23 protein-coding genes are annotated in these 26,539 nt (G+C 69.4%); 12 read left to right on the plus strand and 11 right to left on the minus strand.

Annotated features, from left to right (window positions below):
• The first annotated feature begins 165 nt into the window (after window positions 1-165).
• Entirely contained in the window at window positions 166-387 is a 222-nt protein-coding gene (locus tag ITJ61_RS08705) for a hypothetical protein (RefSeq protein ID WP_194685975.1), read from the plus strand.
• Between the two features lie 22 nt (window positions 388-409).
• Here ITJ61_RS08705 and ITJ61_RS08710 read toward each other — a convergent pair whose 3' ends face one another.
• From ITJ61_RS08710 to ITJ61_RS08740, 7 genes are all read right to left on the minus strand, one after another.
• Entirely contained in the window at window positions 410-1,267 is an 858-nt protein-coding gene (locus ITJ61_RS08710; RefSeq protein ID WP_194685976.1) for a fumarylacetoacetate hydrolase family protein, read from the minus strand.
• Between the two features lie 16 nt (window positions 1,268-1,283).
• Window positions 1,284-2,453 (minus strand): glycoside hydrolase family 88 protein, encoded by a 1,170-nt coding sequence (locus ITJ61_RS08715; RefSeq protein WP_194685977.1) that lies wholly within the window; start codon window positions 2,451-2,453, stop codon window positions 1,284-1,286.
• Between the two features lie 32 nt (window positions 2,454-2,485).
• Window positions 2,486-3,148 carry a ferredoxin-NADPH reductase gene (locus ITJ61_RS08720; protein WP_104240348.1) on the minus strand — a complete coding sequence of 221 codons (663 nt, stop codon included), beginning with the start codon at window positions 3,146-3,148 and terminating at the stop codon, window positions 2,486-2,488.
• 2 nt (window positions 3,149-3,150) lie between these two features.
• Entirely contained in the window at window positions 3,151-4,068 is a 918-nt protein-coding gene (locus tag ITJ61_RS08725; RefSeq protein ID WP_228496633.1) for a carbohydrate ABC transporter permease, read from the minus strand.
• Window positions 4,068-5,015 carry a carbohydrate ABC transporter permease gene (locus ITJ61_RS08730; RefSeq protein WP_104240347.1) on the minus strand — a complete coding sequence of 316 codons (948 nt, stop codon included), beginning with the start codon at window positions 5,013-5,015 and terminating at the stop codon, window positions 4,068-4,070. Before ITJ61_RS08730 ends, ITJ61_RS08725 begins: the two co-directional genes overlap by 1 nt.
• A 66-nt stretch (window positions 5,016-5,081) precedes the next feature.
• Window positions 5,082-6,374 carry an extracellular solute-binding protein gene (locus ITJ61_RS08735; RefSeq protein WP_104240346.1) on the minus strand — a complete coding sequence of 431 codons (1,293 nt, stop codon included), beginning with the start codon at window positions 6,372-6,374 and terminating at the stop codon, window positions 5,082-5,084.
• A 63-nt stretch (window positions 6,375-6,437) separates the two neighbouring features.
• Window positions 6,438-8,366, minus strand: coding sequence for a DUF2264 domain-containing protein (locus ITJ61_RS08740; RefSeq protein ID WP_323744321.1), 1,929 nt, complete (start codon window positions 8,364-8,366; stop codon window positions 6,438-6,440).
• Window positions 8,367-8,515: 149 nt separating this feature from the next.
• Between ITJ61_RS08740 and ITJ61_RS08745 the strand changes: the two genes are divergently transcribed.
• The 11 genes from ITJ61_RS08745 to ITJ61_RS08795 all read left to right on the plus strand — a co-directional run bounded on the left by ITJ61_RS08745 (window position 8,516) and on the right by ITJ61_RS08795 (window position 23,306).
• Entirely contained in the window at window positions 8,516-10,954 is a 2,439-nt protein-coding gene (locus tag ITJ61_RS08745) for a heparinase II/III domain-containing protein (RefSeq protein ID WP_228496634.1), read from the plus strand.
• Window positions 10,951-12,051: a substrate-binding domain-containing protein gene (locus ITJ61_RS08750; RefSeq protein ID WP_104240334.1), complete on the plus strand. Its 1,101-nt coding sequence runs from the start codon at window positions 10,951-10,953 to the stop codon at window positions 12,049-12,051. The genes ITJ61_RS08745 and ITJ61_RS08750 overlap by 4 nt, the downstream gene beginning before the upstream one ends.
• A 216-nt stretch (window positions 12,052-12,267) precedes the next feature.
• A complete protein-coding gene (locus ITJ61_RS08755; protein ID WP_104240333.1) occupies window positions 12,268-13,380 on the plus strand; it encodes a TerC family protein in 1,113 nt (370 codons plus the stop codon).
• Between the two features lie 223 nt (window positions 13,381-13,603).
• Window positions 13,604-14,659: a LacI family DNA-binding transcriptional regulator gene (locus ITJ61_RS08760; RefSeq protein WP_104240332.1), complete on the plus strand. Its 1,056-nt coding sequence runs from the start codon at window positions 13,604-13,606 to the stop codon at window positions 14,657-14,659.
• A 52-nt stretch (window positions 14,660-14,711) separates the two neighbouring features.
• On the plus strand, window positions 14,712-16,361 hold the full coding sequence (locus ITJ61_RS08765; protein ID WP_104240331.1) for an ABC transporter substrate-binding protein: 1,650 nt from the start codon (window positions 14,712-14,714) through the stop codon (window positions 16,359-16,361).
• A 124-nt stretch (window positions 16,362-16,485) separates the two neighbouring features.
• The gene (locus ITJ61_RS08770; RefSeq protein WP_104240330.1) at window positions 16,486-17,463 is read left to right on the plus strand and encodes an ABC transporter permease; all 978 of its coding nucleotides are present in this window, start codon (window positions 16,486-16,488) and stop codon (window positions 17,461-17,463) included.
• A 9-nt stretch (window positions 17,464-17,472) separates the two neighbouring features.
• Window positions 17,473-18,492 carry an ABC transporter permease gene (locus tag ITJ61_RS08775; RefSeq protein ID WP_104240329.1) on the plus strand — a complete coding sequence of 340 codons (1,020 nt, stop codon included), beginning with the start codon at window positions 17,473-17,475 and terminating at the stop codon, window positions 18,490-18,492.
• The gene (locus ITJ61_RS08780; RefSeq protein ID WP_194685979.1) at window positions 18,489-19,394 is read left to right on the plus strand and encodes an ABC transporter ATP-binding protein; all 906 of its coding nucleotides are present in this window, start codon (window positions 18,489-18,491) and stop codon (window positions 19,392-19,394) included. The genes ITJ61_RS08775 and ITJ61_RS08780 overlap by 4 nt, the downstream gene beginning before the upstream one ends.
• The gene (locus ITJ61_RS08785) at window positions 19,391-20,329 is read left to right on the plus strand and encodes an ABC transporter ATP-binding protein (RefSeq protein WP_104240327.1); all 939 of its coding nucleotides are present in this window, start codon (window positions 19,391-19,393) and stop codon (window positions 20,327-20,329) included. The genes ITJ61_RS08780 and ITJ61_RS08785 overlap by 4 nt, the downstream gene beginning before the upstream one ends.
• Window positions 20,326-21,828 (plus strand): glycoside hydrolase family 32 protein, encoded by a 1,503-nt coding sequence (locus ITJ61_RS08790; protein ID WP_104240326.1) that lies wholly within the window; start codon window positions 20,326-20,328, stop codon window positions 21,826-21,828. Before ITJ61_RS08785 ends, ITJ61_RS08790 begins: the two co-directional genes overlap by 4 nt.
• Before the next feature lie 32 nt (window positions 21,829-21,860).
• On the plus strand, window positions 21,861-23,306 hold the full coding sequence (locus tag ITJ61_RS08795) for a glycoside hydrolase family 32 protein (protein WP_194685980.1): 1,446 nt from the start codon (window positions 21,861-21,863) through the stop codon (window positions 23,304-23,306).
• A 19-nt stretch (window positions 23,307-23,325) separates the two neighbouring features.
• On the opposite strand, the gene ITJ61_RS08800 is transcribed toward ITJ61_RS08795, so the two are convergent.
• Genes ITJ61_RS08800 through ITJ61_RS08815 form a run of 4 tightly spaced genes read right to left on the minus strand, consistent with a single transcriptional unit; the run spans window position 23,326 to window position 26,480 of the window.
• On the minus strand, window positions 23,326-24,321 hold the full coding sequence (locus ITJ61_RS08800) for a PfkB family carbohydrate kinase (protein WP_194685981.1): 996 nt from the start codon (window positions 24,319-24,321) through the stop codon (window positions 23,326-23,328).
• A gap of 5 nt (window positions 24,322-24,326) precedes the next feature.
• A complete protein-coding gene (locus ITJ61_RS08805; protein ID WP_194685982.1) occupies window positions 24,327-24,656 on the minus strand; it encodes a putative quinol monooxygenase in 330 nt (109 codons plus the stop codon).
• Window positions 24,649-25,449 carry an ATP-binding cassette domain-containing protein gene (locus ITJ61_RS08810; RefSeq protein WP_104240322.1) on the minus strand — a complete coding sequence of 267 codons (801 nt, stop codon included), beginning with the start codon at window positions 25,447-25,449 and terminating at the stop codon, window positions 24,649-24,651. The genes ITJ61_RS08805 and ITJ61_RS08810 overlap by 8 nt, the downstream gene beginning before the upstream one ends.
• Window positions 25,446-26,480: an ABC transporter permease gene (locus ITJ61_RS08815; protein ID WP_104240321.1), complete on the minus strand. Its 1,035-nt coding sequence runs from the start codon at window positions 26,478-26,480 to the stop codon at window positions 25,446-25,448. The genes ITJ61_RS08810 and ITJ61_RS08815 overlap by 4 nt, the downstream gene beginning before the upstream one ends.
• Between the last annotated feature and the right edge of the window lie 59 nt (window positions 26,481-26,539).

A 26,539-nucleotide genomic window follows, 5' to 3' on the forward strand; every position in this document is an offset into this window, starting at 1 on the left:
TTCACCTCGAGAACCTTTCTCTCGAGAAGAGGGCCGCGCCTAGGCTTGTTGGCCTCACCACGAAGGAGTGCCGGTGTCCCCCACCACGCCCCGCGGCCCATCCCCCGATGCACGCGCCGCCGACCGCCCGTCGTCGGCGTAGGCCGGACAGGCGACGGTCGCGGCGTGGTTCACCAGCCAGACACGGTCCTGCAGCTCGTCGGGTGGATGCTCCTCGCCTGCGGTGCTGCGCTCTTCGCGCTCACGATCGTGACGGCGGTGCTCGCAGCTCGACGGCAGGACTCCTCGAAGCGCAGGCTGCAGGCGCTCAGCGTGATCCTGGCGACGCTGGGCAGCCTGAGCGTCGTCATCGGCGGCGTGAGCCTCGCTGCCGGGACCTTCGCGTGATCTCCCGTGCCGCCGAGACGACCTAGCTCGCGAACACCGTCGTGAGCTCGCCGATCCCCTCGACTCGGATGCGCACCGAGTCGCCGTCGGCGACGGCGCGGTGGTCGCGGAGTGCATCCGGCAGCTTCTGCGGGGTGCCCGTCGCGATGACGTCACCCGGCTGGAGCGTGATGGACTGCGAGATGTACGAGACGAGCTCCGCGAACGGGAAGATGAGGGTCGACGTGCTCTGCGACACGGTCGTCTCGCCGTCCCGGATGACCTCGACGAGCAGGTCTGCGGGGTCGTCGATCTCGTCCGCCGTCACGATGGCGGGTCCGAGCGGCGCGAAGCCGTCGAAGCACTTCCCGAGCGTCCACTGGCTGGTGCGGTTCTGCCAGTCACGGGCAGACACGTCGTTGACGAGGGTGTAGCCGGCGACGTGCGCCAGCGCGTCCTCGGCGGACACGGCGTGCGCCGCCCGTCCGATGACCAGACCGATCTCGCCCTCGTAGTCCACGTCGCTGCTCTGTGGGGGCAGAGTGACGGCGTCGTCTGGTCCGAGCAGCGTGTTCGCGGTCTTCACGAACACGTCGGGGCGTTCGGGGTCAGGCTGTCCCTCCCCGCCCGCGACCACATGGCCGCGGTAGTTGTAGCCGACGCAGAGCAGCACCCGCGGCGTCACGGGCGAGAGCAGTCGCTCCCCGTCGCGCAGCGGCAGGCCACTGACGTCGGCCGACGCGACCGCGGCGCGTGCATCCGCGAGCAGCTGCTCGTCGGAGAGCAGCTCGAGTGTCGATGCGACGAGACCGGCCAGGTCGAGGAGCCGATCACCCTCTGGCGACTCGACGAGGGCCGCGGGCACGCTCTGCCCGGCACGATCCCAGGTGACGATTCTCATGCGCCTGCTCCCCCGCTCACCAGTACCGCTGCCAGTCGGGACGCGACGCGCGCGTCAGCGCCTCCAGGAAGAAGTAGTCGCCCCAGAGTGTTCCCTCGTCGACGCCCACGAGCTTCGGCATGTCGTACACCCCGTGCAGGAGGAGCGCGTCAGATGACTCGGCCGGCCGCGGCATGGCCTCGGCGATGAGCGCGTCGAGCTGCGCGTGCGCGGCTGCGCGGGCGCGCGCCGACCGCTCGGGGTCCGGCTCGACCGCGGCGAGCTCGAAGAACCCGCAGGCGGCGATCGCGGCGGCGGAGCTGTCGCGGGGAGCGTCGCTGCCCTCGGTGTAGACGAGGTCCCAGTAGGGGATGCCGTCGCTCGGCAGGTGCGCGAGGTAGTAGTCGGCGCACCTCCAGGCAGCCTCGAGCTGCCTCGGGTCGCCAACGGCCTGCGAGTTCAGCGCGAAGCCGTAGATGCCCCAGGCTTCCCCGCGCGCCCAGCACGACTCGTCGAACGCGCCCTGCTCGGTGCCGCCGCGCAGGGGCTCGCCGGTCTCCGCGTCCCAGTAGAACGTGTGGAACGTGGAGTCGTCGGCACGGAAGATCTGCGTGCGCAGCTGCTCCGTGTGGCGGCGGACCGCATCCGCGTACCGTGGGTCGCCCGTCTGCTCGCCGACCCACGTGAGCAGCGGCATGTTCATGAGGCTGTCGATGATGGCGCGGCCACGCTGCGCTGGGTCGCTGAGGTCCCCCCAGGCCTGCAGGATCCCGGCAGGCTCGAGGAAGCGCGTCATGAGCCGCTCCCCCGCCTTGATCCCGGCGGTGCGCCAGCGCTCATCGCCGGTCTGCTTCCACGCGGTGACGACCGAGAGCGAGTAGAGGAATCCGAGGTCGTGGGTCTCGAGGTCCTCGTCCCCGTAGAGGCGACGCTCGAAGTCGGCGGCGTGCGCGAGGGCGGCTTCGTGGAAGGCCGCGTCGCCGGTGACATCGCCGGCGAGCCACATCATGCCCGGCCAGAAGCTCGTGGTCCAACCGCGGTTGGCTCCCTCGGCGAATGCCTCGGTCGCGGGTCGCAGCAGGTAGCAGCCGTCGGTGGTCGTGTCGTCAGGGTAGGCGGCGCCGAACGCGACGATGTTGCGTCGGACGGTTTCGGTGGCCGCTGCCAGCGCGTTCTCCACGGTCGTGGATGCGGGCGCGAAAGTCATGGGAATTCCTTCGAGTGAGTTCGTGGTGTCCGTCAGGCCGCGGCGTGTGCCGGGGTCTGCTGCAGGGTGTAGCGGCCGCCAGCCCAGACGACGTAGAGGCAGGCGGCGGCCGAGAGCCCGATGGCGATGGCCGGGGCCGCGGTGAGCACCGCGGCCTGGACGGCGACGATCGCGAAGGACGCGAAGGTCATCGGCCAGCGGCGCACGGCGAGGAAGAGGGATGCGCGCACCAGCACGAGCAGGCGCGTGTCGTCGGCCTGCGTGATGGCGACGAGCGACACCGCTGCGGTCGCGAGCGTCAGGATGGCGACGACGGCCAGCAGCGGGACGATGAGGACGCCGATGCCGGTGGGAACGAGGACGAACACGTCCACGAGTGCGACCGTGACGACGGCGGAGGTGACCGCCGAGATCACGAGTGCACGCTTCCAGGTGCGGCGAACACCGCGGAGGAACGCGCGGATCACGTCACTGTCGCCCTCGGCATGCGCGCGGAAGGTCGCGAATGCACCGGCGATGCCCGGGCCCGTGAGTGCCGCGCTCGCCGCGAGCAGCGGCCACGACAGCGATGGGTCCGTCGTCACGAGCAGCACGAGGAACGGCAGGCTCATGATGGCGAGCATGGCGTTCACGCCGAGGGCGAGGTACGCGACGTTGAACGCCGTCGAGTAGATGCTGTGCGGGATGCGCTTCATGATCAGCCCTTCAGTCCGCTCGTGGCGACGCCTTCGACGAAGTACCGCTGGCCGAGGAGGAAGACGATGGCGATCGGGATGACCGAGATCGTGAGCCCCGCGAAGAGCACGCCGTAGTCGACGTCGTACAAGCTGGAGACGAAGTTCTTCAGACCGAGCTGCATGGTCCAGAGGCTCGGGTCGCGCAGGTAGATGAGCGGTCCGAGGTAGTCGTTCCACGTGTTCACGAAGGTGAGCAGCGAGAGGCTGGCGATGGCGGGAATCGAGAGCGGCAGCATGATGCGCCGCCAGATGCCGTACTCGCTGAGGCCGTCGAGGCGTGCTGCCTCGGAGAGCTCCATGGGGATGGACTCGTAGAACTGCTTCATGAGGAACACGCCGAAGGCGCCGAAGGCCTGCAGCAGGATGATCGCCCAGAGCGTGTTCGAGAGGTTCGCGTTCGAGAGCATGATGAACTGCGGGATCATGTACGACTGCCACGGCACGGCGATCGTTCCGACGTAGAGCAGGAACAGCGCATCGCGGCCGGGGAACTTCACTCGCGAGAAGCCGTAGGCGGCGAACGAGCCGGTGAGCACCTGCAGCGCCGTGACGGTGACCGACAGGAACAGCGTGTTGCCGATCCAGGTCATGATGTCCGACTTGGTCCAGATGTCGACGTAGTTCTGCCAGACGAAGACCTCGGGGATCCATCTGACCGGCACCGAGAAGACCGCGTTCGCGTCTTTGAGGGAGCTCATGATCATCCAGAAGAACGGCGTGAGCATGGCTGCCGCGGCGATGATCAGCGCGATGTAGAGCAGCGCCTTCGCGAGCCCGGCCTTCTTCTTCTTGCCGGCTGCCGCGGGGTGCGCGGGCGGGTCGATGAGGAGGCGACGTGAGTCCTCTTCCGGGAGGACGACTGCCATGGTCTGGGACATCAGTTGTCCTTCCGCTTGTTCCACAGGAACTGGATGATCGTCACGACGATGCAGAGGAAGAACAGCACGACGGAGGCCGCTGACGCGTATCCGAACTCGTTCTCCTCGAAGCCCTTGCGGTAGATGAACTGTGAGATGACAGTCGTGGACTGTCCCGGCCCGCCCTCGGTGAGCACGAGGATGAGGTCGAAGATCTTGAAGGAGTTGATCGTCAGCATGACGGTGACGAAGAACATGGTCGGGCGCAGGCACGGGAGGGTCACGTTCCAGAAGCGCTGCCAGGCGTTGGCGCCGTCGACTCGGGCGGCCTCGTGCAGCTCGGGAGGCACCGTCTGGAGGGCCGCGAGGAAGAGCACCATGTAGTAGCCCATGTCGCGCCACGTGCTGATGATGACCACCGCCGGCATCGCCCACTCCGTGGAGGTGAGCCAGCCTGGCGGGTTGTCGATGCCGATGAGGCGCAGGCCCTCGTTGATGGGGCCGAAGTCCGGGCTGAAGAGCAGGTTCCAGACGAGCGCGATCGCGACGATCGACGTGATGTAGGGGAAGAACGCGGCGGTGCGGAAGAACGCGACGCCGCGGAGCTTGTTGTTGAGCAGCAGGGCGAGGCTCAGCGACACGACGATCGTGAGTGGGATGTGCAGCACCGAGTAGTAGATGGTGTTGCCGAAGGCGACCTGGAAGCTGCCGTCGTTGAAGAGTCGGGTGAAGTTGTCGAAGCCGATGAACGTGGACGTGCCGAAGATGTTCCAGTTCGTGAGAGACATGTAGAACATCACGATGACGGGCACGAGCGTCAGCGTCGCGAACCCGATGAAGTTCGGCAGGATGAAGCTCCACCCGACGAGGGTTGTCTTCCTTCGCAGGCGGTTGCGCTGCTTGCGCGCCTCGGCTGTCAACTCCGGCGGGGCTGCCGACGGCGGCGTCGGTTCCGTGGTGGTGGTCATGATTCTCCTGGAGAGAGGGTGCCGGTCGGCCGGTGAGAGAGCACCGGCCGACCGACGGCAAGGGGGTTAGTCGAGGCCGACTTCGTTGGCCACTCGGCCTTCGGCTTCAGCGATGGAGTCCTGCACCGACTTGGAACCGGAGAGGATCGAGGAGTGCATGTCGTTCAGGATGTTCTGGACGGCTGCGGTCTTCGAGTTGGTCGGGCTCTCGGGGAGCGTCTCGTGCGTCTGCACGGCGAACGCGGAGAGCTCGTCCTGCGGGGCGCCCTCGACGGCGAAGTACGCCTCGACGACGGGGTCGCTCAGGAGCGCCGGCGTGATGCCGATGCCAGCGAGCTTGGTTGCCGCCTCTTCGCTCGCGGCGTAGGCGAGGAAGTCCTTGGCGGCCTGCGTCTTGCCCTCGTCGATGTTGGCGTTGATGCCGAACCCTGCCGGGTCACCGAACGTGACGGGAGTGTTGTCCATGCCGGTGGTGGATGCATCCATCTGCGGGACGGGTGCGATGCCCCACTCGAAGTCGTCGGCTTCGCCGGAGGCCTGCTGCGAGATGAGGGTCGCGACGAACCACGAGCCCATGGGGATCATCGCGGCCTTCTGCTTGCCGAACTCGCCCTGGTAGGTGAGCTTGTTGGCCGTGACCGTGTTGAAGGAGGCCTGCGCGCCGTCGTCCTGGAGCTTGAGCGACTTGTCGTAGTAGGGCGCGAAGTAGTCGTACTCGCCGCTGAAGATGTCGCCGCCGGCCTGCGCGTTCGCGAAGCCCTGCACGGTCGACTGCCAGCTGTGCTGGTGAGCACCCTTGGCGGTCGAACCCGCACCGGCGAGGTTCGTGGTCAGGAGGTCGGCGTTCTCGACGTAGTCATCCCAGGTCCAGCTGCCGTCGGGGTAGGCGACACCTGCCGCGTCGAAGAGGGCCTTGTTGTAGTAGAGCACCCACGAGTCCTGGCGGTAGGGAACCGCCCACGTCGTGCCGTCGATGTTGTACGACTCGGCACCGCTGATGCCCTCGGGGAGCGCGACATCGGAGACGTCGAGGAGCTGTCCGCCCTCCTGGAAGGTCGTGACGAACTTGATCTCCTTCTGGGTGATGATGTCCGGCCCGGAGCCCGCCGCGAGGTCCGCGGTGATGAGGGTGTTGTACTCGGCGGGGTCGTAGTCGACGACCTCGACGGTCACGTCGGGGTACTTCTCCGTGAAGCCGTCTGCGAGCAGCTGGAACTCGGGGGTGGATGCGACGCTCCAGCCCGACACCGACAGCGTGATGGGGCCGTCAGGGTCGACGCTCCCGCCGCCGCTGCATCCGGTGAGGGCCAGTGCGGCGGCGGCGAGGCCCGCAGTGGCGATCATGGTGCGCTTCTTCATGGTGCTGCTCCTTTGCTGCAATGAACGAGATCCGCTTCGAATCTCTGAGAACCGACGCCCGGGCTACGAGAGGCGGTAGTTGGTGAGGTCGACGGCGCTGTGGGCTCCGTCTGACCAGGTGATGGCGGCTCGCTCTTCGGTGAGCTCGACGCCGGTGGTGCTGCTGGGGGTGTGGTCTGCGCCCGCGAGGGTGAGGTGCGCGGCGACCCAGGTGTCCGGTTCGACGGGGGCGTCGAGGATCGGGACCCGGGTGGATGCGCCGAGCGGGCTCGCATCCGTCCTCGTCACGGTCCGGGCCGTCGTGCCGGCCGTCAGCCCGCGGAGCGCGCTCGTGACCTGCGCGTCCTGTCGGCTCGTGACGGGCCAGCCGCCCCAGCGGAGCCGCCAGTCGGCCCCGTCGACCCCTGCCTCGGTGTCGGTGACCCGGGCGAGGCGCACTTCCTCGGCGCCGCGGACGACGGAGACGACGGTGAGCCGCGCGATGACGCTCGCGTCGCCGTCGAGGCCCGAACCGTGACGCTGCTGCTTCAGTGCTGGCTGCAGCGTGTGGGCGAGCCAGGTGGATGCGGCCACTCCGGCGGCGCCGTCCTCGCTCGTGCTGAGGAGCTCCATCGCGGCGCGGTGGGTGGCCGTGCCGGTTCCGTCGACGAGCGCCACCGACTGCTCGAGGGGCTCGTGCCAGGCGAGGTCGTCGAGCAGCGGGCTCGTTGCGCTCGAGTAGGCGAGGCGGGCGTAGAGGGGCGAGTCGCCGACGAGGGTGTTCGGCTTCGCGTGGTCGGTGCCGTGGTTGGCGATGCGAACGATGCCGTCGCGGCTCGTGCCGGTGACCACCCAGCCGGGGGCCGCGATCGTGCGCACGAAGTCGCCCTGCTCAACCGGGAGTGGCTCGGCCTCGGCGGCCCAGACGGGGTGGTCGGCGGGAAGCAGCACACCCAGGAGTCCCTTGGAGGCCCAGTACGGTGAGGCTGGCCCGGAGTAGGCCTGCGCGAGCTGCCGCCATTCACCGTGCCAGCCCATCGTGAGGAGGCCGCGCTCATCGGGAACACCGCGCTCGTCGAAGTGGGTGACGACCTTCTCGGCCGCGTGCCGAAGGGCGCCGAGCGACACGGAAGGGACCTCCGCGAGCGCGCCGACCCAGAATGGGGCAGCCGCCGCGAAGCGGTAGATGAGGCTGCGGCCCTGCAGGAGCGGCGAGCCGTCGCCGCCGATGAGGTGCACGGCGTCCTGCAGGAAGCGGTCGAGCGCGGCGACGTCGCCCTCGAGGCGGTCGCCTGCGAGCTCGTCGGCGCCGCGCATCCGGGCCCAGAGCACCGGGTAGATGTGCAGCGCCCAGCCGACGTAGTGGTCGTAGGAGCGCTCTTCCCCGTCGGACAGCCACCCGTCGGCACGCACGAACGAGTCGTGCAGAGCGAGGTCCGCGGTGACGTCCTCGGGCGACCACGGGCCGCCGACCGAGCGGAGGAAGGTCTGGACGACGAGGCGGAACCACAGCCAGTTGGTGCGCGGGTAGGTGTCGTCGCCGACGGCGGGAGCGAAGTAGTCGACGACACGCTGCTGCGTGAGCTCGTCGAGCGAGTCCCAGATCCAGGGACGGGTGAGGTCGAGGATGAGGGCGAGCGACGCCGCCTCGACCTTCGCCTGGGGGTGCTCCTCGAGCCGCACCCATCGGTCCGCGGCCTCGGGGTCGACACCGGTTCGGATGCCCTCGGAGAAGAAGGAGATCAGCTCGTCGACGCCCTGACCGCGCTCCCCGGCGATGCGGAATCCTGCGAGGAGGAAGGTGCGTGCGAAGCCCTCGAGGCCGTCGATGTCGTGGCCGTAGCCGCCCTCGGCGCCGGGAGGCGTGATGCGCGCCTTGCCCGGTGAGGCCCAGGCCATGGCTCCGGCAAGAAGGCGGTCGGCGTAGCCGGTCCAGTCGTCGCGGGTCCATGCCGACTGCGACGCTGACTGCGCCGCGGTGGCGGGCGACGCGGGCGTGAATGCAGTGGACACGGATTCTCCTTTGAATTGCCGTCCGAGGGAGGGTGAACCGTCTCCTCGGGGGTGGTGACATTTCCGAGCGTAGCAATCATTCTCGATCACAACAATGCGGTTATGATCGTGCATGATCGTTTACGATCGATTTGTGAAAGAGGTCAACGATGACAGACACCAGGCCTAAGCCGACGCTTCGCGCTCCCCTGCTGCACGCCTTCACGGCGCAGCTCGGGCTTCGAGGCGACCTCGATCTCGCAGCCGCCCTCCGCGCGATACTCGCCGACCCGAACGACGCCCTGCCCGTGCCACCCGCATCCTCGTGGCAGCCGGGCGGACCCGACCCGATGACACTCGCCGCCCTGAGCGCGCGCGCCCGCACTGAGCGCGGCACCCCCTGGCCGCAACCGCTCGCCAGCGACGCCGCCCGCTACCACGGAGACGGCGACCGCCTCGCCTGGGAGACACCCGCCTTCGCGCGGCAGGAACGCCTGACCCGCACCGCGGTGGCCGCCACCGCCGACCCGGCGATGCTCGGTGACGTCGTCGACGGCATCACCCTCCTCTGCGAGCAGAGCTCCTGGTGCTGGCCCGCCCACGACGACACGCTCCAGCGCCACGGCTCGGTCCTCGCCACCGTCACCGACCCGTACCTCGACCTCGGAGCAGGCGAGGTCGTGGGCCAGCTCGCCTGGATCGACCAGCTGCTGGGCGACCAGCTCGACGCCCAGTACCCGGGTGTGCGAGCCCGCATCCGCCACGAGGCGCGCGTGCGGGTCTTCGAGCCGTTCACGCGCCGCCGCGACTGGCACTGGCTCGGCCTCGACGGCGACGCCCACAACTGGAACCCGTGGATCCACGGCAACGTGCTCGTCGCCGCACTGCGCCTGCTCGACGAACCGACGGAGGCCGACGAGCGCGCCCGCATCCTCGCGCTCGTCATCGAGGGACTCGACCGGTACGTCGCCGTGCTCCCAGAAGACGGCGCCATCGACGAGGGCTACGCCTACTGGTGGAACGGCGCCTGCCGCCTTCTCGAGGCCCTCGACCTGCTCACCTCCGCGACCGGCGGCCGCCTCGACCCTGTGCCGAGCATCCGGGCGCTCCGCGAGACCGTGGCCTTCCCCCACCGCATGCACCTGGGCGCCGGCTGGTTCGTGAACGCCGCAGACGGACAGGCGAAGCCGAGCGCCGACCAGCCCTGGCACTCCCTCCACCGCGCCGCGGTGCGCGCCGGCGACCTCGACGCGCAGCGGTTCGCCGCCTCCCATCGGCGTCCGGATTCGCCAGCGGTCGTCGAGGCCGAGGGGCTCGGCCGGGTGCTGCGCGGCATGACGGATGCGGCCTGGCTGCAGGCGAGGGCGTCAACTCCCCCGACGCCCGCCGCGACCTGGCTCCCGTCCACCCAGATGCTCGTCGCCCGCGAGCGCGACAGCTCGTCCTCTGGGTTGTCTGTCGCAGTCAAGGGCGGGCACAACAACGAGCACCACAACCACAACGACGTCGGCAGCTTCCTCGTCGCCTCCGACGGGGTGCCCGTCATCGTCGACGCCGGTCGCCCGAGCTACGACGCCCGCACCTTCAGCGAGCGCCGCTACGAGCTGTGGCCGATGCAGAGCGAGTGGCACAACGTGCCGTTCGTCGCCGGGCGCGGCCAGCCGACGGGCCGCGAGCATGCCGCCACCGTCATCGACGTGCAGACGGGGGATGCCCCCTCGCTCGAGCTGGAGCTCGCCGGCGCCTACGACGTCGCCGAGCTCGAGTCCTGGCGCCGCGAGGTGCGCCTCGACCGCGAGCGTGCCGAGGTCCGCATCCACGACGCCTGGCGCTTCGCGCAGCCCGGCCCTGCGCCGGCCGCTGCGGCGGCCGCCCCGTCCCCCGCACCCCACTCGGGCCCCGCTCTCGCCGCGCCCGCCGAGCCCTCCGCGCCCGCAGAGTTGTGGCCAAACGCGATCGCCCGCGACGCGAACCGCACTTCGCCACAACTCTCCGCGGAGGAAGCCACACCCGCGCCGGCCGCCTTGGCCGAACCGGCGCCCCACGCACCCACAGCCGCCACATCCCCCACGCCCAATCCGGCCACCCCACCCGCAGAATCCACCACCTCCCCCGCGCCCGCAGCTGCCCCCGCAGAGCGCGCGGCCGTGGCCGCAGAGCCCGCGGCGGGCGCAGAGTTGTGGGCAAACGCGATCGGGCGCGACCAGAACCGCACTTCGCCACAACTCTCCGCAGCGCGAGCCGCCGGTGCGACGCAGCTGCGGCTTCTGCTCGCCGGGGAGGTCGCGCTCGACGGCGACAAGGACAGCGCCAGCGACGGCGACAACGACAGCGCCAGCGCCAATGCCGAGGCCGGCCCCGCTCGCCGCGGCGCGACGGTGACCCCGCTCGCCGGCGCTCCGCGCATCCGCATCACATGGGACGAGGGCGTGCACGCGAGCCTGACGCCCATCGAGCTCGAGGATCCGATGCTCACGGACGTGTGGGGCCCTAGACTCGTGCGACTCGACCTCGACGTCGCACACCGGTCAACGCTGACCGTCACCGCGCGACAAGAGCACTCGACACTGCCCCTCGGGCAGACAGAAGCTGTGGGGGTCACAGAATGATGGAACAGGGATCACGACTCGCGACCGAGCGGCGGGACCTCATCCTCGAGCGGCTACTCGCGTCCGGCGCGGTGCGGGTCGCCGAGCTCACCGACGCTCTGGATGTCACCCCCGTCACGCTGCGACGCGACCTGCAGCAGCTGGAAGCGGAGGGGCTGCTCGTGCGCGTGCACGGCGGCGCGGTGCTCCCGCCCGACGGCGCACCGGCCCTGCAGGCGCGCCAGGCGAACAACGGCGCGCAGCAGACCATCGGCGTGCTCGTGCCGTCACTCGACTTCTACTGGCCGCGCGTCATCCGCGGCATGGAGCAGGCGGCCCGCGAGCAGGGCGCGAAGCTCCTGCTCCGCGGCACGTCCTACGAGATGCAGGATGAGCGGCCCGTGCTCGAGCGCATGGTCGAGCACGAGGGCGTCACCGGCCTTGTCGTCGCGCCCAACACCGACACCGACCACGCGCGCGAGGTCATGGAGTGGCTGCACGAATCCGGCCTGCCGTTTGTGCTCGCCGAACGCGACGCCGTCGTCGGCCCCGACCGCACCCCGGCCGAATCCGTCACCACCGACCACGCGCTGGGCGCCGTGCTCGCGGCCCGGCACCTTGCGCAGCTCGGGCACCGCAAGGTCGGCCTCTTCATCTCGCGGAACTCCCCCACCTCGCGCAAGATCATCGCGGGCTGGTCGGCCGCCTGCCGCGAGCTTGGCCTCACCCCGGGCGAGCACGTCGAGCGCATCCTGCCCGACCGCCGCGATCCGCGATTCTCGGGGGCAGTGGATGCGGTGCTCGACGCGGTCCTCGAGGCGGGCGTCACGGCCCTTCTCGTGCACTCCGACCGGGAGGCGATGGCGATCATCGACGTCGCCCTCGCCCGCGGGCTGAGCGTGCCGGAGGACCTGTCGGTGGTCGCCTACGACGACGAGGTCGCCGACCTCTTCACGCCGGCGCTGACCGCGGTCACGCCGCCCCGGTCCTCACTCGGGCGGGCCGCCGTGACGACCCTGCTCGCGCGCATCGCCGACCCGACGCGCCCCGTGCACCGCACCGTGCTCAGCCCGAGCTTCAACTCGCGACTCTCCACGGCGCCGCCTCGCGACAGCTGAGCCGCTTGCGGGCGTTCTCCCAGCCTTCCTGCCCGCACATCCCCCTAAGCTCTTCCGAAGCAAGGGGAGTACTCCCGTCTGCGGTGTGCCCGTCAATACGAGCGTGATTCCACGTTCCGGGGCATCGGCTCCACCATGTCAGCGTCGCTGATCTGGTCGGGGCGGAGGAGACCTTGGTGTCGTTGTCGAACACCAATCCCCCTTTGGAGTACCCCCATGCAGGTCACGACCTCTGTCTGGCTGATCACGATCGCGGTGACGATCGGATTCTTCGTCTACGAGTTCTTCGCGCACGTGCGGAAGCCGCACGAGCCGACCATCCGCGAATCCGCTCGCTGGTCGGCGTTCTACATCGGCCTCGCGCTGCTGTTCGGCGTCGGCATCGGCTTCGTCACCGACTGGCGCTACGGCGGCGAGTACTTCGCCGGCTACCTGACCGAGAAGGCGCTGTCGCTGGACAACCTCTTCCTGTTCCTCATCATCATGACCGGCTTCGCGGTGCCCAAGATCTACCAGCAGAAGGTGCTCATGATCGGCATCGTCATCGCGCTCATCATGCGCGGTGGCTTCATCGCTGTGGGGGCCGCCCTCATCGAGAACTTCTCCTGGGTGTTCTACCTGTTCGGCGCGCTGCTGTTCGTGCTCGCCTACCAGCAGATCAAGGGCGACCACGGAGACCCCTCGAACAACGCCTTCATGCGCTTCGTACGCCGCATCCTGCCCGTCACGGATGAGTACCACGGCGACAAGATGACCGTGAAGAAGGACGGCAAGCGCTTCGTCACCCCGATGCTCCTCACGATCGTCGCGATCGGCTTCATCGACCTGGTCTTCGCGCTCGACTCGATCCCCGCGATCTACGGGCTCACCAACGAGGCGTACATCGTGTTCACCGCGAACGCCTTCGCGCTCATGGGCCTGCGCCAGCTGTTCTTCCTCATCGGCGGACTGCTCGAGCGCCTCGTCTACCTCAGCCAGGGCCTCGCCGTGATCCTCGGCTTCATCGCCGTGAAGCTCGTCTTCCACGCCCTGCACGTCAACGAGGTGCCGTTCATCAACGGCGGCGAGCCGCTGCTGTGGGTGCCGGAGATCCCGATCTGGTTCTCGCTCACGTTCATCGGAGCGACCATCGCGGTCGCCACGATCGCGAGCCTCCTCAAGACGCGGAACGACCGCAGCAAGTCCGAGCGCTCCACGGTGCAGGACGAGCCCATCGAGACGGCGGCCGACGCTGCGGATGCGCCCCGCGCCGCCAGCGCGGGCCGCGCCGCGAGCGACGCGACCTCGAGCGGGTCCCCCGTCTCCGGCGGCGACTCCCGCGACGCCTAGCCGCCGCAGAACCCAGACACCGCAAACGCTGCCCGGCGTTTCACCCTCTGAGACCACTCTCAGAGGGCGAAACGCCGGGCAGCGTCGCAGATGGGGCGAAAGCTACGATGCGACGCCTCGGCGAGGACAGGGCCAGCGCTCCAGTTGACGCGCGTTAGTCAGTGTCGTACTGTGCTCCTATCGCTCGCATTAACGCGAGTTAGTCAACGAAGACAGGATTCCAATGAGCGGTCAGAATGCGTCGGCACACGGGGGTCCCGTGCGTGCGAAGGCAGTCACGATGGCCGACGTGGCACGCCACGCGGGCGTCAGCCGGACGGCAGTCTCCTTCGCTCTGAACGGTACGGACGCGGCCATCCCGGAGGGCACCAGGCGCCGCATCCGCGATGCCGCAGCCGAGCTCGGGTACCGCCCGAACGCGGCAGCCAGAGCACTCGCCGTCCAGCGCACCGGATGGTACGGCCTCGTCACGGAGATCGTGACGGCCCCGTTCGCCGTCGACATCGTGAAGGGCGCCCAGGCCGCCGCGTGGGAGCTCGGCAGCTTCCTCCTCATCGCCCCGAGCGACGAGGAGCCGACCATGGAGTCGCTCGCGATCGAGAAGCTGCTCGAGCAGCGGGTCGAGGGCATCATCATCGCCGCGACCTGGCATCGCGGCATCCGCGTGCCGGACAACGCGCACGACGTGCCCTGCGTGCTGGTGAACTGCTACGACCTCGACAACCGAGTGCCGAGCATCGTCCCCGATGAACGCCAGGGCGGGCGCACGGCTGCTCGCGCGCTCCTCGACGCCGGACACGAGCGCATCGGCCACATCACGCTCTCCCCCGGTATCGCGGCGACGGTCGGCCGCCTCGCGGGCCTCCGCGACGAGATGCGCCTGGCGGGGCTCCCCCTCGGCGACGAGCTCATCGAGTCGAGCGACGGGACAGCGGATGGTGGCTACGCCGCGGCCACCAGACTCCTCGATCTGCCCGAGCGACCGACCGCGATCTTCTGCGGCAACGACCGCGTCGCGATGGGCGCCTATGACGCCATCAAGGAACGCGGGCTCCGGATTCCCGAGGACATCTCCGTCGTGGGCTTCGACGACCAGGAGATCCTGGCCGGCTACCTGCGACCCGGCCTGACCACCGTCGCCCTTCCCTTCGAGGAGATGGGCGCGGCAGGGGTGACCATGCTCACCTCGCTGGCAGCGGGCGAGACGATCACCGATCGACAGATCGAGATCGCCTGCCCGCTGCGCTCGCGCTCGTCCATCGGAGGTCGAATCCGATGATCGAGCAAATCCCTGCCCTGCGAACTCCTACGCACGCGAAGAAAGAGACACCATGACCCTATCCATCAGACAGCGCGTCGTCACCGTGGTCGGCATGGGCGCCGTTGCCGCGGTCGCCATGTCCGGCTGCACTGCGTCCGCTTCCGGCGCCGGTGAAGCACTCCTGACGATCCCTCGCGAGGACATGGGGACGTTCAGCCAGAACTTCAACCCGTTCTCGCCGACCGCCGCCCCGATGACGCAGCAGGCGATCTACGAGTCGATGCTCATCTACAACCCCGCCGCTGGGGACACCGTGCCGTGGCTCGCCGAGTCCTGGGAGACGAGCGGTGACGGCCTCACGCAGACCTTCGACCTCCGCGACGGCGTGCTGTGGTCCGACGGCGAGGCGTTCACCGCCGACGACGTCGTGTTCACCGTCGACCTGCAGCGCGAGCTGCTCGGCGGATTCGACTACCTCGCCGACGCCAAGGCCGTCGATGCGGACACAGTCGAGTTCACGCTCTCGAAGCCGTACAGCCCGGCGCTCTACGAGCTGGGCCAGCTGACGCTCGTCCCCGAGCACATCTGGGCGGCCGAGGAAGATCCCGGCAACTTCGAGAACCCTCTGCCCGTCGGCACCGGCCCCTACACGGAGGTCACGAACTTCCAGGCGCAGTCGTTCGACCTCCTGCCGAACCCGAACTACTGGCAGGAGGGCGCCCAGAACATTCCCGGCATCCGGATGCTGGCGTTCGCCGGAAACGACGGGGCCAACCTGGCGGCCATCAACGGCGATGTCGATTGGGCCCCGCAGTACATTCCGAACATCCAGACCGCGTTCGTCGACCGCGACCCCGAGAAGCGGCACTACTGGTTCCCGCCGACGGGATCGATGATCAACTGGCAGCTCAACACGACGCTCCCGATGTTCTCCGACGTCCGCGTCCGGCAGGCGCTGTCCATGGCACTCGACCGCGAGCAGATCGTCGACGTCGGCATGTCCGGCTACACGAAGGCGGCGGACTGCACCGGGCTCTCTGGCGCGTATGACACCTGGCGCGACGAGGCGGTCGCGAGCTCCTGCGGCTGGGCCTCGCTCGACCTCGCAGCGGCGGCAGACCTCCTCGACGCGGCTGGATACCCGGAGGGCGCAGACGGGACGCGGACCACCCCGGACGGCCAGCCGTTCTCCTTCACCATCTCGGTCGGCTCGACGTCGAGCGACTGGCTCTCGGTCGCGAACATCATCGCGCAGAACCTGGGCGAGCTCGGCATCCAGGCGACCGTCGATTCGCCAGACTGGGCCTCGGTCGTCGCCGGATACGAGACCGGCGACTTCGAGACCGGCATCGTCTGGAGCGCCGCCGCGCCGACTCCGTACCAGTACTACCGCAACACGATGTCGACGGAGACCGTCGTTCCCGTCGGCGAGCAGACCTTCGACAACTACCACCGCTTCGGCAGCGCGGACGCCGATGCGCTGCTCGCCGAGCTGGCCAGCGCGTCCGAGCCGGAGCAGCAGGCAGCCGCGACCTCGGGCCTGCAGCAGCTCTTCGCGGAGCAGACCCCGGTCGTCCCCCTATTCTCGGGCCCTGAATGGGGTGCGTACACGACCGAGCGCTTCGTCGGCTGGCCGACGGAGGAGGACCCGTACGCGACCCTCGCGACCCGTTCCTCCACCACCGTGCTCGTGCTCACGAAGCTGACACCCGCCGAGTAGCAGCCGCCTTCTCTCGCCGCCGGCCGGGCCGTACCCCGGTCGGCGGCCCAGCCGCCGCCTGCCCTGAAGGGGCCGCGTCGCCATCCCATCAACTCCACCCGCTCCATCCATCGAGGAGGATGTCGTGAGCTTCATTCTGCGCAGGCTCGGGTTCTACCTGCTGGCCTTCTGGGTCTCCATAACCCTCAATTTTCTCCTCCCGCGTCTCATGCCGGGAGACCCCGTGACGCGCATGCTCTCGCGTTCTCAGCAGCGGCTCGACCCTGAGCAGGTCGATTCCCTTCGCGAGATGCTCGGCGTCAACGGCGGCCCATGGTGGCAGGAGTACCCCGAGTACCTGGTGCGCATCCTCACCGGCGACTTCGGCGTCTCCATCTCGAGGTTCCCGACCCCCGTCACGGAGGTCATCGCCCAGCAGCTGCCGTGGACGCTGCTCCTCGGCGCCGTGTCCCTGTTCATCGCCGTGATCATCGGCAACCTCCTCGGCATCCTGGCCGCGTGGCGTCGGGGCGGCGTGCTCGACTCGATCGTCCCGCCCCTACTGGTCTTCATCGGCTCGTTCCCCTACTTCTGGCTCGCGATGGGCGCGCTCTACGTCTTCGGAGTCATGCTCGGGTGGGCCCCGCTGCGGCACGCGTTCAGCGTCGGCCTCACCCCGTCGTGGGATCCGGTGTTCATCAGCGACGTCGCGGCGCACCTCGTCCTGCCTGCGCTCTCCATCGTGCTCGTGTCGATCGGCGGGTGGATGCTCGGCATGCGCAACACGATGATCGCCACGAACTCGGAGGACTACATCCTCATGGCGGAAGCGAAGGGGCTCAGCTCGTCGCGCGTCATGCTCCGGTACGGGGCCAGGAACGCGCTGCTCCCGAGCGTCACCTCCATCGGGATGAGCCTCGGCTTCATCGTCGGCGGGGCTCTGCTCACCGAGGTCGTCTTCGCCTACCCGGGCGTCGGCTACCAGCTGCTCGCTGCCGTCCAGGGCCTCGACTACCCGCTCATGCAGGGCCTGTTCCTCACGATCACCGCCGCGGTGCTCCTCGCGAATTTCCTCGTCGACCTCATCTACGTCCGACTCGACCCGCGCGTTCGCGTGCGCTGAGAGGTACCCATGTCGATCCAAAGCCCCGAGTCGCTCGCGCACGCCTCAGCCGTCCGCGACGCGAGCCAACCGCCGAGCACCAGCTCGATCGCCACCCGTGAGCCGGATGCGCAGAACCGCTCGCGCGGACGTCAGCTGACGCGCCTGCTCCGCGCCCTGCTGCGCAACAAGAAGGCGCTATCCGGGCTCATCATCCTGCTGGTGTTCGTGGTGCTCGCGCTCACCGCACCCGTGATCTTCCCAGGTGACCCGTCTCGGATCGGGTCGGGCGGAGCAACGCCACCCAGCGCGGATCACCTGCTGGGCACCACCGCGAAGGGGCAGGATGTGCTCGCGCTCACCGTCTGGGGTGCTCGCTCGAGCCTGCTCGTCGGGTTCGTCGCGGGTGTGCTCTCGACGCTCGTCGGCATCGTGGTCGGGCTCACGAGCGCCTTCTTCGGCAAGCGCGTGGACGATGCGCTCTCGCTGGTGACGAACGTCTTCCTCCTGATTCCCGGCCTCCCGCTGCTCGTGCTGCTCGCCGCGTTCCTCCCGCCGGGACTCGGCACGGTCATCGCGGTGCTCGTCATCACGGGCTGGGCTGGCAGCGCTCGGGTGCTCCGCGCTCAGGGCCTCTCGATCCGCGGCAAGGACTACATCGGCGCCGCCATCACCTCCGGAGAGCGACCGCTGTCGATCATCCTGCGGGAGATGCTGCCCAACGTGGCATCGATCGTGATGACCACGCTCCTCGCCTGCATCATCGGAGCGATCGGAGCGCAGGCCGGCCTCGAGTTCCTCGGGCTCGGCGACCCGAACACCCTCTCGTGGGGCACCAACCTGTTCTGGGCGTCCAGCGACGGCGCGCTCATGATCGGCCAGTGGTGGATCTTCGTCCCCTCCGGTCTCGCGATCGCGCTCGTCGCTTTCGCCCTCGCCCTCTGCAACTACGCGGTCGACGAGGTCACCAACCCACGGCTCCGGAGGCCGCGCACCGCGCGGACCGCAACGGCACCCACGACCGTCGACCGCAAGGAGCAGGCACGATGAGCGTCCTCGAAGTCCGCGACCTCACGGTCGACTACGTCAGCGACGAGCGGTCCGTCCGCGGCGCCGACCGCGTGTCCTTCTCGATCGCGCAGGGTGAGATCCTCGGCCTCGCCGGGGAGTCCGGCTGCGGGAAGTCGACGTGCGCGAACGCCATCATGCGGCTGCTGAAGGAGCCGGCCCGGATCACGGGCGGCAGCATCCTCTTCGACGGCCAGGATGTGCTGAGCATGGACGCCGGGCGCCTTCGCGATTGGCGCTGGCGGGAGGTGGCCATGGTCTTCCAATCGGCGATGAGCTCGCTCAACCCGGTGATGCGCATCGGCGACCAGCTCGTCGACACGCTGCGGGCTCACGAGCGCATCTCGAAGCGCGACGCATGGCGCCGCGCAGGGGAGCTCCTCGAGATGGTCAGGGTGGGCGCGGACCGTCTCCGCTCGTACCCGCACCAGCTCTCCGGCGGCCAGCGACAGCGGGTGGTCATCGCGATGGCCTGCTCGCTCCGCCCCCGCCTGCTGATCCTCGATGAGCCCACGACGGCCCTCGATGTCGTGGTGCAGCAGGACATCCTGCAGCAGATCCGGGACCTCCAGCAGGAGCTCGACTTCGCCGTGCTGTTCATCACCCACGACATGTCGCTCATGCTCGAGCTGTCCGATCGCATCGGCATCATGGTCGCCGGCCGCATCGTGGAGGTCGCGCCCGCCGCGGTCATCCGGAACGGCGCGCGTCATCCGTACACCCGGGCGCTGCTCGGGGCGTTCCCACCGATCAGCGGCCCGAGGACGAAGCTCTCCGGCCTGGCTGAGGGTGTGCGCTTCACCGATGTCCCCGACCTCGTCGAGGTCGCCCCTGGCCACCTCGTCGCTCCGAGCGGCGCACTGATCGAGGAGGAGACGCGATGAGCGTCGTCACCGAGCACGAACCCGTCCTGCGCGTGCGGGGCCTCTCCAAGCGGTTCCCCGGTGCCGGCCTCTTCGGCCGCCGCGGCGCGGTGGATGCCCTGTCCGACGTCGACCTGTCGATCGGCCGCGGTGAGATCGTCGCGCTCGTCGGCGAGTCCGGGTCGGGCAAGTCGACGCTGGCGCGGTGCGTCGCGCGCCTCGAGCAGCCGACTTCGGGAACCGTCGAGCTCGACGGAGTGGATGTCCTGCGCTCCGAGCGCCGCTCAGCCTCCCGCGCCTACCGGAACCGCGTGCAGATGGTGTTCCAGGACCCCTTCGGATCGCTCAACCCGGCCCACCGCGTCGGGGCGGTCCTCGAGCGGACCTTCCAGCTGCACGGCATGGGCCAGGGCGACGTGCACGAACGCTGCGCCCAGCTCGTCGAGTCGGTGGGCCTGGATCGCCAGGTCCTGAGCGCATTCCCGCACGAGCTCTCGGGCGGCCAACGGCAGCGCATCGCCATCGCGCGTGTGCTGGCCGTGGAACCCGATGTCATCCTCGCCGACGAACCGACGTCGATGCTCGACGTCTCCGTGCGCATCGGCGTGCTGAACCTGCTCGCCGGGCTCAGGGACGAACGCGGCATCGCCATGCTCTACGTCACGCACGACCTCGCCTCGGCGAGGTACCTCGCCGATCGGATCCTGGTCATGCACCGCGGACGGATCGTCGAGGGCGGCGAGTCGACCACGCTGCTCGCCAACCCCAGCCACCCCTACACGCGCCTGCTCGTCGGCGCCGTCCCCGACCCCAATCGGAGCTCCGCGCCGGATGTCGGCGTTCGCGCCCGCCTGCGGGAGGAGATCGCCGCGTGGACTTCCGGGCCAGCGCTCTCGCGCCGCATCGTCGACGCCGACAACGACCACTGGGTGCTCGCACCCGAGGAGAACGAATGACCGACACCACCGTCCGCGCCGACGAGCAGCTCATGAGAGCTCAATCGGACCGGCTTCGCCCCGCCTTCCACTTCACCTCGCCGGCCGGCTGGCTCAACGACCCGAACGGGGTCGCGCAGATCGACGGCCTCCACCACCTCTTCTACCAGCACAACCCGGAAGCTCCGGTGCACAACCGCATCCACTGGGGTCACGCCGTCAGCGACGATCTCGTGCACTGGCGCGATCGTCCGATCGCGCTCCGCCCCGGAGAGGGCGCCGACGGCGACGGCTGCTGGTCCGGCGTGCTCGTCGACGACGCTGGCACGCCGACGCTCGTCTACTCTGGCCGCCAGGGGCTCCGCGAGCTGCCGTGCCTCGCCGTCGGCTCGGCCGATCTCGAGGAGTGGTCGCCGCTGCCTGAGCCGGTCATCTCGACCCCTCCCGAAGGTGACCTCACGGCGTACCGCGACCACTGCGTGTGGCGCGAGGGCGACGTGTGGCGCCAGCTCATCGGCTCGGGGGTGCGCGGAGACGGTGGGTGCGCATTCCTCTACGAGTCCACGGACCTCCGCGAGTGGCGGCTCATCGGCCCGCTCGCGTCGCTCCCCGCTGGCCAGATCGCTCTCGACGACCCGGACTGGACGGGAACGATGTGGGAGTGCGTCGACTTCTTCCGGCTGCTCCCCGGCGACTCAGCTGGAACCGCGGCGACGGCAGCGCCGGACGCCGCGAGCGGCGACCCGCACGCGCTCATCTTCTCCGCCTGGCACGAGGGCGCGACCCTGCATCCGCTGATCGCCCTCGGGAGGTATCGGGATGACCGGTTCCAGATCGACCGTGTCCAGCGGCTCGATCTCGGGAGGCGCCACGCCTACGCCCCGCAGACGTACCGCGACGAGGCGGGCCGACGCATCCTCTGGTCGTGGATGCAGGAGGGGCGCACCGACGAGGCCATGATCGCCTCGGGCTGGTCGGGGGCCATGGCCCTCCCCCGGACCCTGTGGCTCGACCGTGACGGCGTCGTCCGACAGGAGCCGGTTCCGGAGTTCGCCGCCCTGCGAACGCACGAGCTCGCCGGCGACTGGTCTGGCGACACCCTCGACATCGAGGTGGATGCGCTCGTCGGGGACGGTCGCCGGCTCGCCGTGACCGTTCTCGCCACCCCGGACGGCGAGGAGGCGTGTGTCGTCGAGCTCGCTCGCCGGGACGGAGCGCTGCACCTGAGCCTCGACCGATCCCGGTCCTCCGCCGACACGACCGCGGACCGTTCGCGCCTCGCCGGCACGGTGCCGGAGCCGGGCACCGCCGACGACCGCGAGCGCCCCTCGCGTCTCCGCATCGTCGTCGATCGGTCCTCGATCGAGGTGTTCTGCGATGGCATCGCCCTGACGGCTCGTGTCTACCCCACCCGCACCGATGCGCTCGGCGCGAGAGTCGAGGGGAACGCGGCGGTCACGCGCGCGACCGCGTGGCACATGGCAGGCGCCGAGGAGCACAACCGGATCCAGCTGCACTGAACACGGCACCGACCCACCCCCGAGGGAACCTGATGACGAGCACCGCACCGACCACCTTCCGTCCCGCGTTCCACATGAGCGTGCCCCGCGGGTGGAAGAACGATCCGCAGCGCCCCATCCGCGTGGGCGACGAGTACCTCTCCTACTACCTGGCGAACGACGACTACGTCGAGGGCGGGATCGGAACTTCGTGGCGGCTCGCGACCACGCGGGACCACGTTCGCTTCAGCGATCAGGGAACGGCGATCCCCAAGTTCGCGAACGGGAACGGGGACTGCTGGTCGGGCTCCGTCGTCGTCGATGCGCACAACACGGCCGGGTACGGACGTGACGCGGTTGTCGGGCTGGTCACGCAGGCGCCGGCTGGCGTGCAGGCGGTGTACCTCTGGGTCTCGACGGATGGCGGGCGCACCTTCACGCCTGGCCCGCCCGACCCCGTCCTCGCGAACCCCGGGGTCGTCGACTTCCGCGACCCGAAGGTCGTGTGGGATGACGACCGTGCGCGCTGGTGCATGCTCCACGCGGAGGGCGACACGATCGGCTTCTACGTGTCGGCTGACCTGCACGGTTGGCGGCGGGTCGGCGAGCATCGCATCGAGGGCATCGGCCTCCTCGAATGCCCCGACCTGTTCCGGATGCGCGCGAGCGACGGCACGCGGCACTGGGTCCTCGGCACGAGTGCGAACGGCAAGGCTAGGGGCCTGCCCGCGACGTACGCCTACTGGGTCGGCGAGTTCGATGGCTCGGCCTTCACCTGCGACGAGCGGGAGGCCCTGTGGCTCGACCACGGGTTCGACTTCTACGGCGCCGTCACCTACGACGCGCATGACGCGGGCGGAGACGTCGACGAGTCGCTGCGCCGCGCCATCGGCTGGGCGAACTTCTGGGACTACCCGCACAATGCGCCATCGATGGTGACCGACGGGTACAACGGCGACGACATGATCGTGCGGGAGCTTCGCCTGCACCGACGCGGCAGCGGCTACGCGCTGAGCGCTCAGCCACCGGCCGCGCTCCTGGAGCACGCCACTCGCCGCCATTCGCTGGGGACCGTCGCCGTCGCCGGGTCCTCGGACCTCGAGGTGCGGGCGGTTGCGTACGAGCTGCGCTGCGAACTGCGCTGGGACCCGAGCTCGCCACCCACCGGTGCCGGGCTGGAGCTCCGTCGTGCGAGCGGGGGTGCCCGGCGTATCGGGGTGGGGCTGTCGTTCGCAGACGCCTCGATCTCCGTGGACCGCGGAGAGACGTGGAGCCCGAGCGGCGGCGCGACGACGACGAGCATCGACGCGTCGACGGGATCGCTCCACCTTCGGATCCTCGTCGACCGGTCCAGCATCGAAGTCTTCGTCGGCGAGGGGTTCGAGGTGCACTCGCATCGCGTGTTCCCGCTGCCAGCCGACGACGGCATCCGGCTGCTCGCCGTGGGCGGCCAGATGACCTTCGCGGACCTCGAGATCATCGAGCTCGAGGTCCGCTGAGGCGCATTCGCCCGTGTGCTCAGTCCAGCGCGGCCGCGACGGGCACGCGTGGCCGGGGCTCTTCAGCCAGCTCGGCGGATGAGGGCGGGTCCGCGCCGGGACGGGAGACGGTGATCGCCGCCGCCCTGGCAGCTCGTTCCAGCAGGCTGCTCAGGTCTGCGCGATCGACGCGGCGGAGGGCCCCGCGAGCAGCGCCGTCCCGGAAGCCGAGCCGGAGCATGCCCTCGATGATCGCCGACATGAACGTGTCGCCGGCGCCCACCGTGTCGGCCACCGCAACCGAGGCCGCGGCGACGTCCGTCGTTCCGGCCTCGGTCACTGCGGTGGCACCGCTGTCCCCTGCGGTGACGACGACGACCGAGGGGCCCATCGCACGCCAGGCGCTGGCGACGTCGACGAGGCGTTCCCCGGGGTAGAGCCAGGCGAGGTCCTCGTCGCTGGCCTTCACGACATCCGCGAGCGCCACGATCTCCTCGACGCGCCCACGGACCTCGCGGTGATCGCCGAGGAGCGCAGGCCTGATGTTCGGGTCGTAGGTGACGAGCGCACCTCCGCGCAGTCGCCGGATCGCCTGGAGCACCTCGCGTGCGCCCGGCTCGAGCAGGGCCGCGATGGACCCGGTGTGCACGATGCCGGCAGTCACGGCGTCATCGACTCGGACGTCCCAGTCGAGCTGGAAGTCGTAGCGCGCCGACCCCGACTCGTCGAGGAACGCGGTGGCCGTCGACGTGGCGCCGGCGCTCGATCCCCCTCCGGTCAGGATCTCGACGCCGGACGCCTGCAGCCACGCGCGAACGCCCTCGCCGCGCCGGTCGTCGCCGATCCGCGTCAGCAGGCGGGGGCGACAGCCGAGTCGTCCGAGCGCGAGCGCCACGTTCGCGGGGCTTCCCCCTGGGCTCTCGTCGATGCTCCCGTCCACCCGGTGGACGACATCGACGAGCGCCTCGCCGATGACGAGGACGCTCGCGGTTGCCAGCCCGGGCGCCACGTCTGCGGTGTCTGCGGTGCCTCGCATCCCGATCAACGCCCCGTCGAGCGCAGGAAGCTCAGCTCGCTCTGCGCCTCTTCGATGAGCGGGGTGAGCCGGTCGTTGAAGGCCTGCCCAGCAGGATGCGCCAGGTGGGCCTGGAACGCGGCGTTGTCCGCGTAGATCTCGAAGACCAGGAATCGGGCAGGCGCCTCCTGCCTGCGGTAGACCTGGAACTCCAGATTGCCTGGCTCGGCTCGCACGACCTCGGCGTAGGCGAGGATCAGCTCCAGGACTGCGGCCTCGGTGCCGGGCCTGGCCGTGAACTCCGCGTAGAGCGTCGTCTGCTCAGCACCCGATGCGCCGTCCTCGCCCTCACGCATCAGCGGCCCCCGTCATGATCGCGACGGCGTCGGTCATGGTGTGCGACTGCGGCGTTATGGTCGCCGCTCGCTTCCCGAGGCGCTGGATGTGGATCCGGTCGGCGACCTGGAAGACGTGCGGCATGTTGTGCGAGATCAGGATGACGGGAACGCCCTGCTCGCGGAGCCGCTCGATGAGCTCGAGCACCTGCTTCGACTCCCGGACGCCCAGGGCCGCCGTCGGCTCGTCGAGCACGACGACCTTCGATCCGAACGCCGCCGCCCGCGCGACCGCGACCGCCTGCCGCTGACCGCCTGACAGGTTCTCGACGGCGACCGTGACGTCCTGCAGCGTCGAGATGCCGAGGCGCTGGACCTGCTCGCGGGCCTCCTTGCGCATCCCCGAGGTGTCGAGGGCACGGAACACCGTGCCCGCGATGCCAGGCTTGCGCCGTTCACGCCCGAGGAAGAGGTTGGATGCCACGTCGAGCGCAGGCGACACCGCGAGGTTCTGGTACACGGTCTCGATGCCAGCGTCGCGTGCATCCTGCGGTCGCTTGAAGTGGACCGGCTCGCCGTCCAGCAGCAGCTCCCCCTGGTCGGGCACGTAGGCGCCGGTGAGGCACTTGATGAGCGTCGACTTCCCGGCGCCGTTGTCGCCGATGATCGCGAGCACCTCTCCGGCGTGCAGCTGAAGGCTCACCCCATCCAGCCCCACGACCTTGCCGAAGGTCTTGACCAGCCGCTTCGCCTCGAGGACCGGGACCCCCTTCGGTGCTGTCGTGGGCTCGACCGCGTCTGCTACGAGGCTCATTTGCGTACCTTCCTGATCCACTGGTCGACGGAGACCGCGACGATGACGAGAATTCCGATGGCGAGGGTCTGATAGAGACCGTCGACGCCTGCAAGGAAGAGGCCGTTTCGGAAGACGCCCACGATGATCGCCCCGAGCAGCGTTCCCCAGATGATTCCCCGCCCGCCGAAGAGCGAGGTTCCGCCGATGACGACGGCGGTGATCGAGTCCAGGTTGAGGTCGGCGCCGGCGTTGGGGCTGGCGGCACCCGATCGGCCGATCTGGATCCACGCGGCGACCGCGAGGACGGCACCGGCGACGACGTAGACGCTCATGAGCACCTTCGTCGTGGAGATGCCAGCCAGTCGCGCGGCCTCGGCATCGTCGCCGACCGCGTAGACGTGCCTCCCCCACGCGGTCCGCCCGAGCACGTACGCGACGAGCACGTAGAGCGCGAACATGATGATGACGCCGACGGTGAGCATGACGTCGCCGACCGGGAAGGCCGTGGCCGTCCACGTGAGCAGCTCTGGCATCTCCGCCTTGCGGATCGTCTGCCCGCCGCTGTACAGCAGCGTCAGCGCGACGAAGACGTTCAGCGTGCCGAGCGTCGCGATGAAGGGCGGCAGCTTGACCCTCGTGACCAGGAACCCGTTGAGGGTGCCGGCGGCCAGCGCGGCGAGTAGGCCAGCGAGCAGCGCCAGCGGGGCGGGGAACCCGTTCTGGACCGCGGTCTGCGCGGTGACCATCGAGGCCAGGATCATGGCAGCCCCGACCGACAGGTCGATGCCTGCGGTCAGGATGATGAGCGTCTGGGCGATCGCGACCGTGCCCACGACCGAGACCTGGTCGAGGATGAGCGACAGGTTTCCCGGGGCGAAGAACCTGGGGTTGATCGTGCCGAAGACGATGATGGCGATCACGAGCACGACGGCCGGGCTGATGGCCGGATAGCGGTGGAGGACGCCGCGGACCCGATCGAGCGGGGTCCGCCGGTCGAGGAATTCGGCGGCGAGGTCGAGAGATGAGGTGGGAGGAGAGGTCTGAGTCACGAGTTCACTTCCTTGCAGTGGCGAGAGGCGTCGCGGCGCCGTGTGGCTGTCGCGACGGG

This window comes from Pseudoclavibacter sp. VKM Ac-2888 (genome assembly GCF_015351285.1).
In the GTDB taxonomy this organism is placed as follows: Bacteria; Actinomycetota; Actinomycetes; order Actinomycetales; family Microbacteriaceae; genus Pseudoclavibacter.

Excerpts from the sequence above, each read along its gene's own strand:
- ITJ61_RS08725 (WP_228496633.1), bottom strand. The coding sequence starts at position 4,068 with ATGTCCCAGACCATGGCAGTCGTCCTCCCGGAAGAGGACTCACGTCGC.
- ITJ61_RS08800 (WP_194685981.1), bottom strand. The coding sequence starts at position 24,321 with ATGCGAGGCACCGCAGACACCGCAGACGTGGCGCCCGGGCTGGCAACC.
- ITJ61_RS08775 (WP_104240329.1), top strand. The coding sequence starts at position 17,473 with ATGTCGATCCAAAGCCCCGAGTCGCTCGCGCACGCCTCAGCCGTCCGC.
- ITJ61_RS08710 (WP_194685976.1), bottom strand. The coding sequence starts at position 1,267 with ATGAGAATCGTCACCTGGGATCGTGCCGGGCAGAGCGTGCCCGCGGCC.
- ITJ61_RS08755 (WP_104240333.1), top strand. The coding sequence starts at position 12,268 with ATGCAGGTCACGACCTCTGTCTGGCTGATCACGATCGCGGTGACGATC.
- ITJ61_RS08810 (WP_104240322.1), bottom strand. The coding sequence starts at position 25,449 with ATGAGCCTCGTAGCAGACGCGGTCGAGCCCACGACAGCACCGAAGGGG.
- ITJ61_RS08720 (WP_104240348.1), bottom strand. The coding sequence starts at position 3,148 with ATGAAGCGCATCCCGCACAGCATCTACTCGACGGCGTTCAACGTCGCG.
- ITJ61_RS08745 (WP_228496634.1), top strand. The coding sequence starts at position 8,516 with ATGACAGACACCAGGCCTAAGCCGACGCTTCGCGCTCCCCTGCTGCAC.
- ITJ61_RS08780 (WP_194685979.1), top strand. The coding sequence starts at position 18,489 with ATGAGCGTCCTCGAAGTCCGCGACCTCACGGTCGACTACGTCAGCGAC.
- ITJ61_RS08805 (WP_194685982.1), bottom strand. The coding sequence starts at position 24,656 with ATGCGTGAGGGCGAGGACGGCGCATCGGGTGCTGAGCAGACGACGCTC.
- ITJ61_RS08785 (WP_104240327.1), top strand. The coding sequence starts at position 19,391 with ATGAGCGTCGTCACCGAGCACGAACCCGTCCTGCGCGTGCGGGGCCTC.
- ITJ61_RS08790 (WP_104240326.1), top strand. The coding sequence starts at position 20,326 with ATGACCGACACCACCGTCCGCGCCGACGAGCAGCTCATGAGAGCTCAA.
- ITJ61_RS08765 (WP_104240331.1), top strand. The coding sequence starts at position 14,712 with ATGACCCTATCCATCAGACAGCGCGTCGTCACCGTGGTCGGCATGGGC.
- ITJ61_RS08750 (WP_104240334.1), top strand. The coding sequence starts at position 10,951 with ATGATGGAACAGGGATCACGACTCGCGACCGAGCGGCGGGACCTCATC.
- ITJ61_RS08730 (WP_104240347.1), bottom strand. The coding sequence starts at position 5,015 with ATGACCACCACCACGGAACCGACGCCGCCGTCGGCAGCCCCGCCGGAG.
- ITJ61_RS08795 (WP_194685980.1), top strand. The coding sequence starts at position 21,861 with ATGACGAGCACCGCACCGACCACCTTCCGTCCCGCGTTCCACATGAGC.
- ITJ61_RS08760 (WP_104240332.1), top strand. The coding sequence starts at position 13,604 with ATGAGCGGTCAGAATGCGTCGGCACACGGGGGTCCCGTGCGTGCGAAG.
- ITJ61_RS08715 (WP_194685977.1), bottom strand. The coding sequence starts at position 2,453 with ATGACTTTCGCGCCCGCATCCACGACCGTGGAGAACGCGCTGGCAGCG.
- ITJ61_RS08735 (WP_104240346.1), bottom strand. The coding sequence starts at position 6,374 with ATGAAGAAGCGCACCATGATCGCCACTGCGGGCCTCGCCGCCGCCGCA.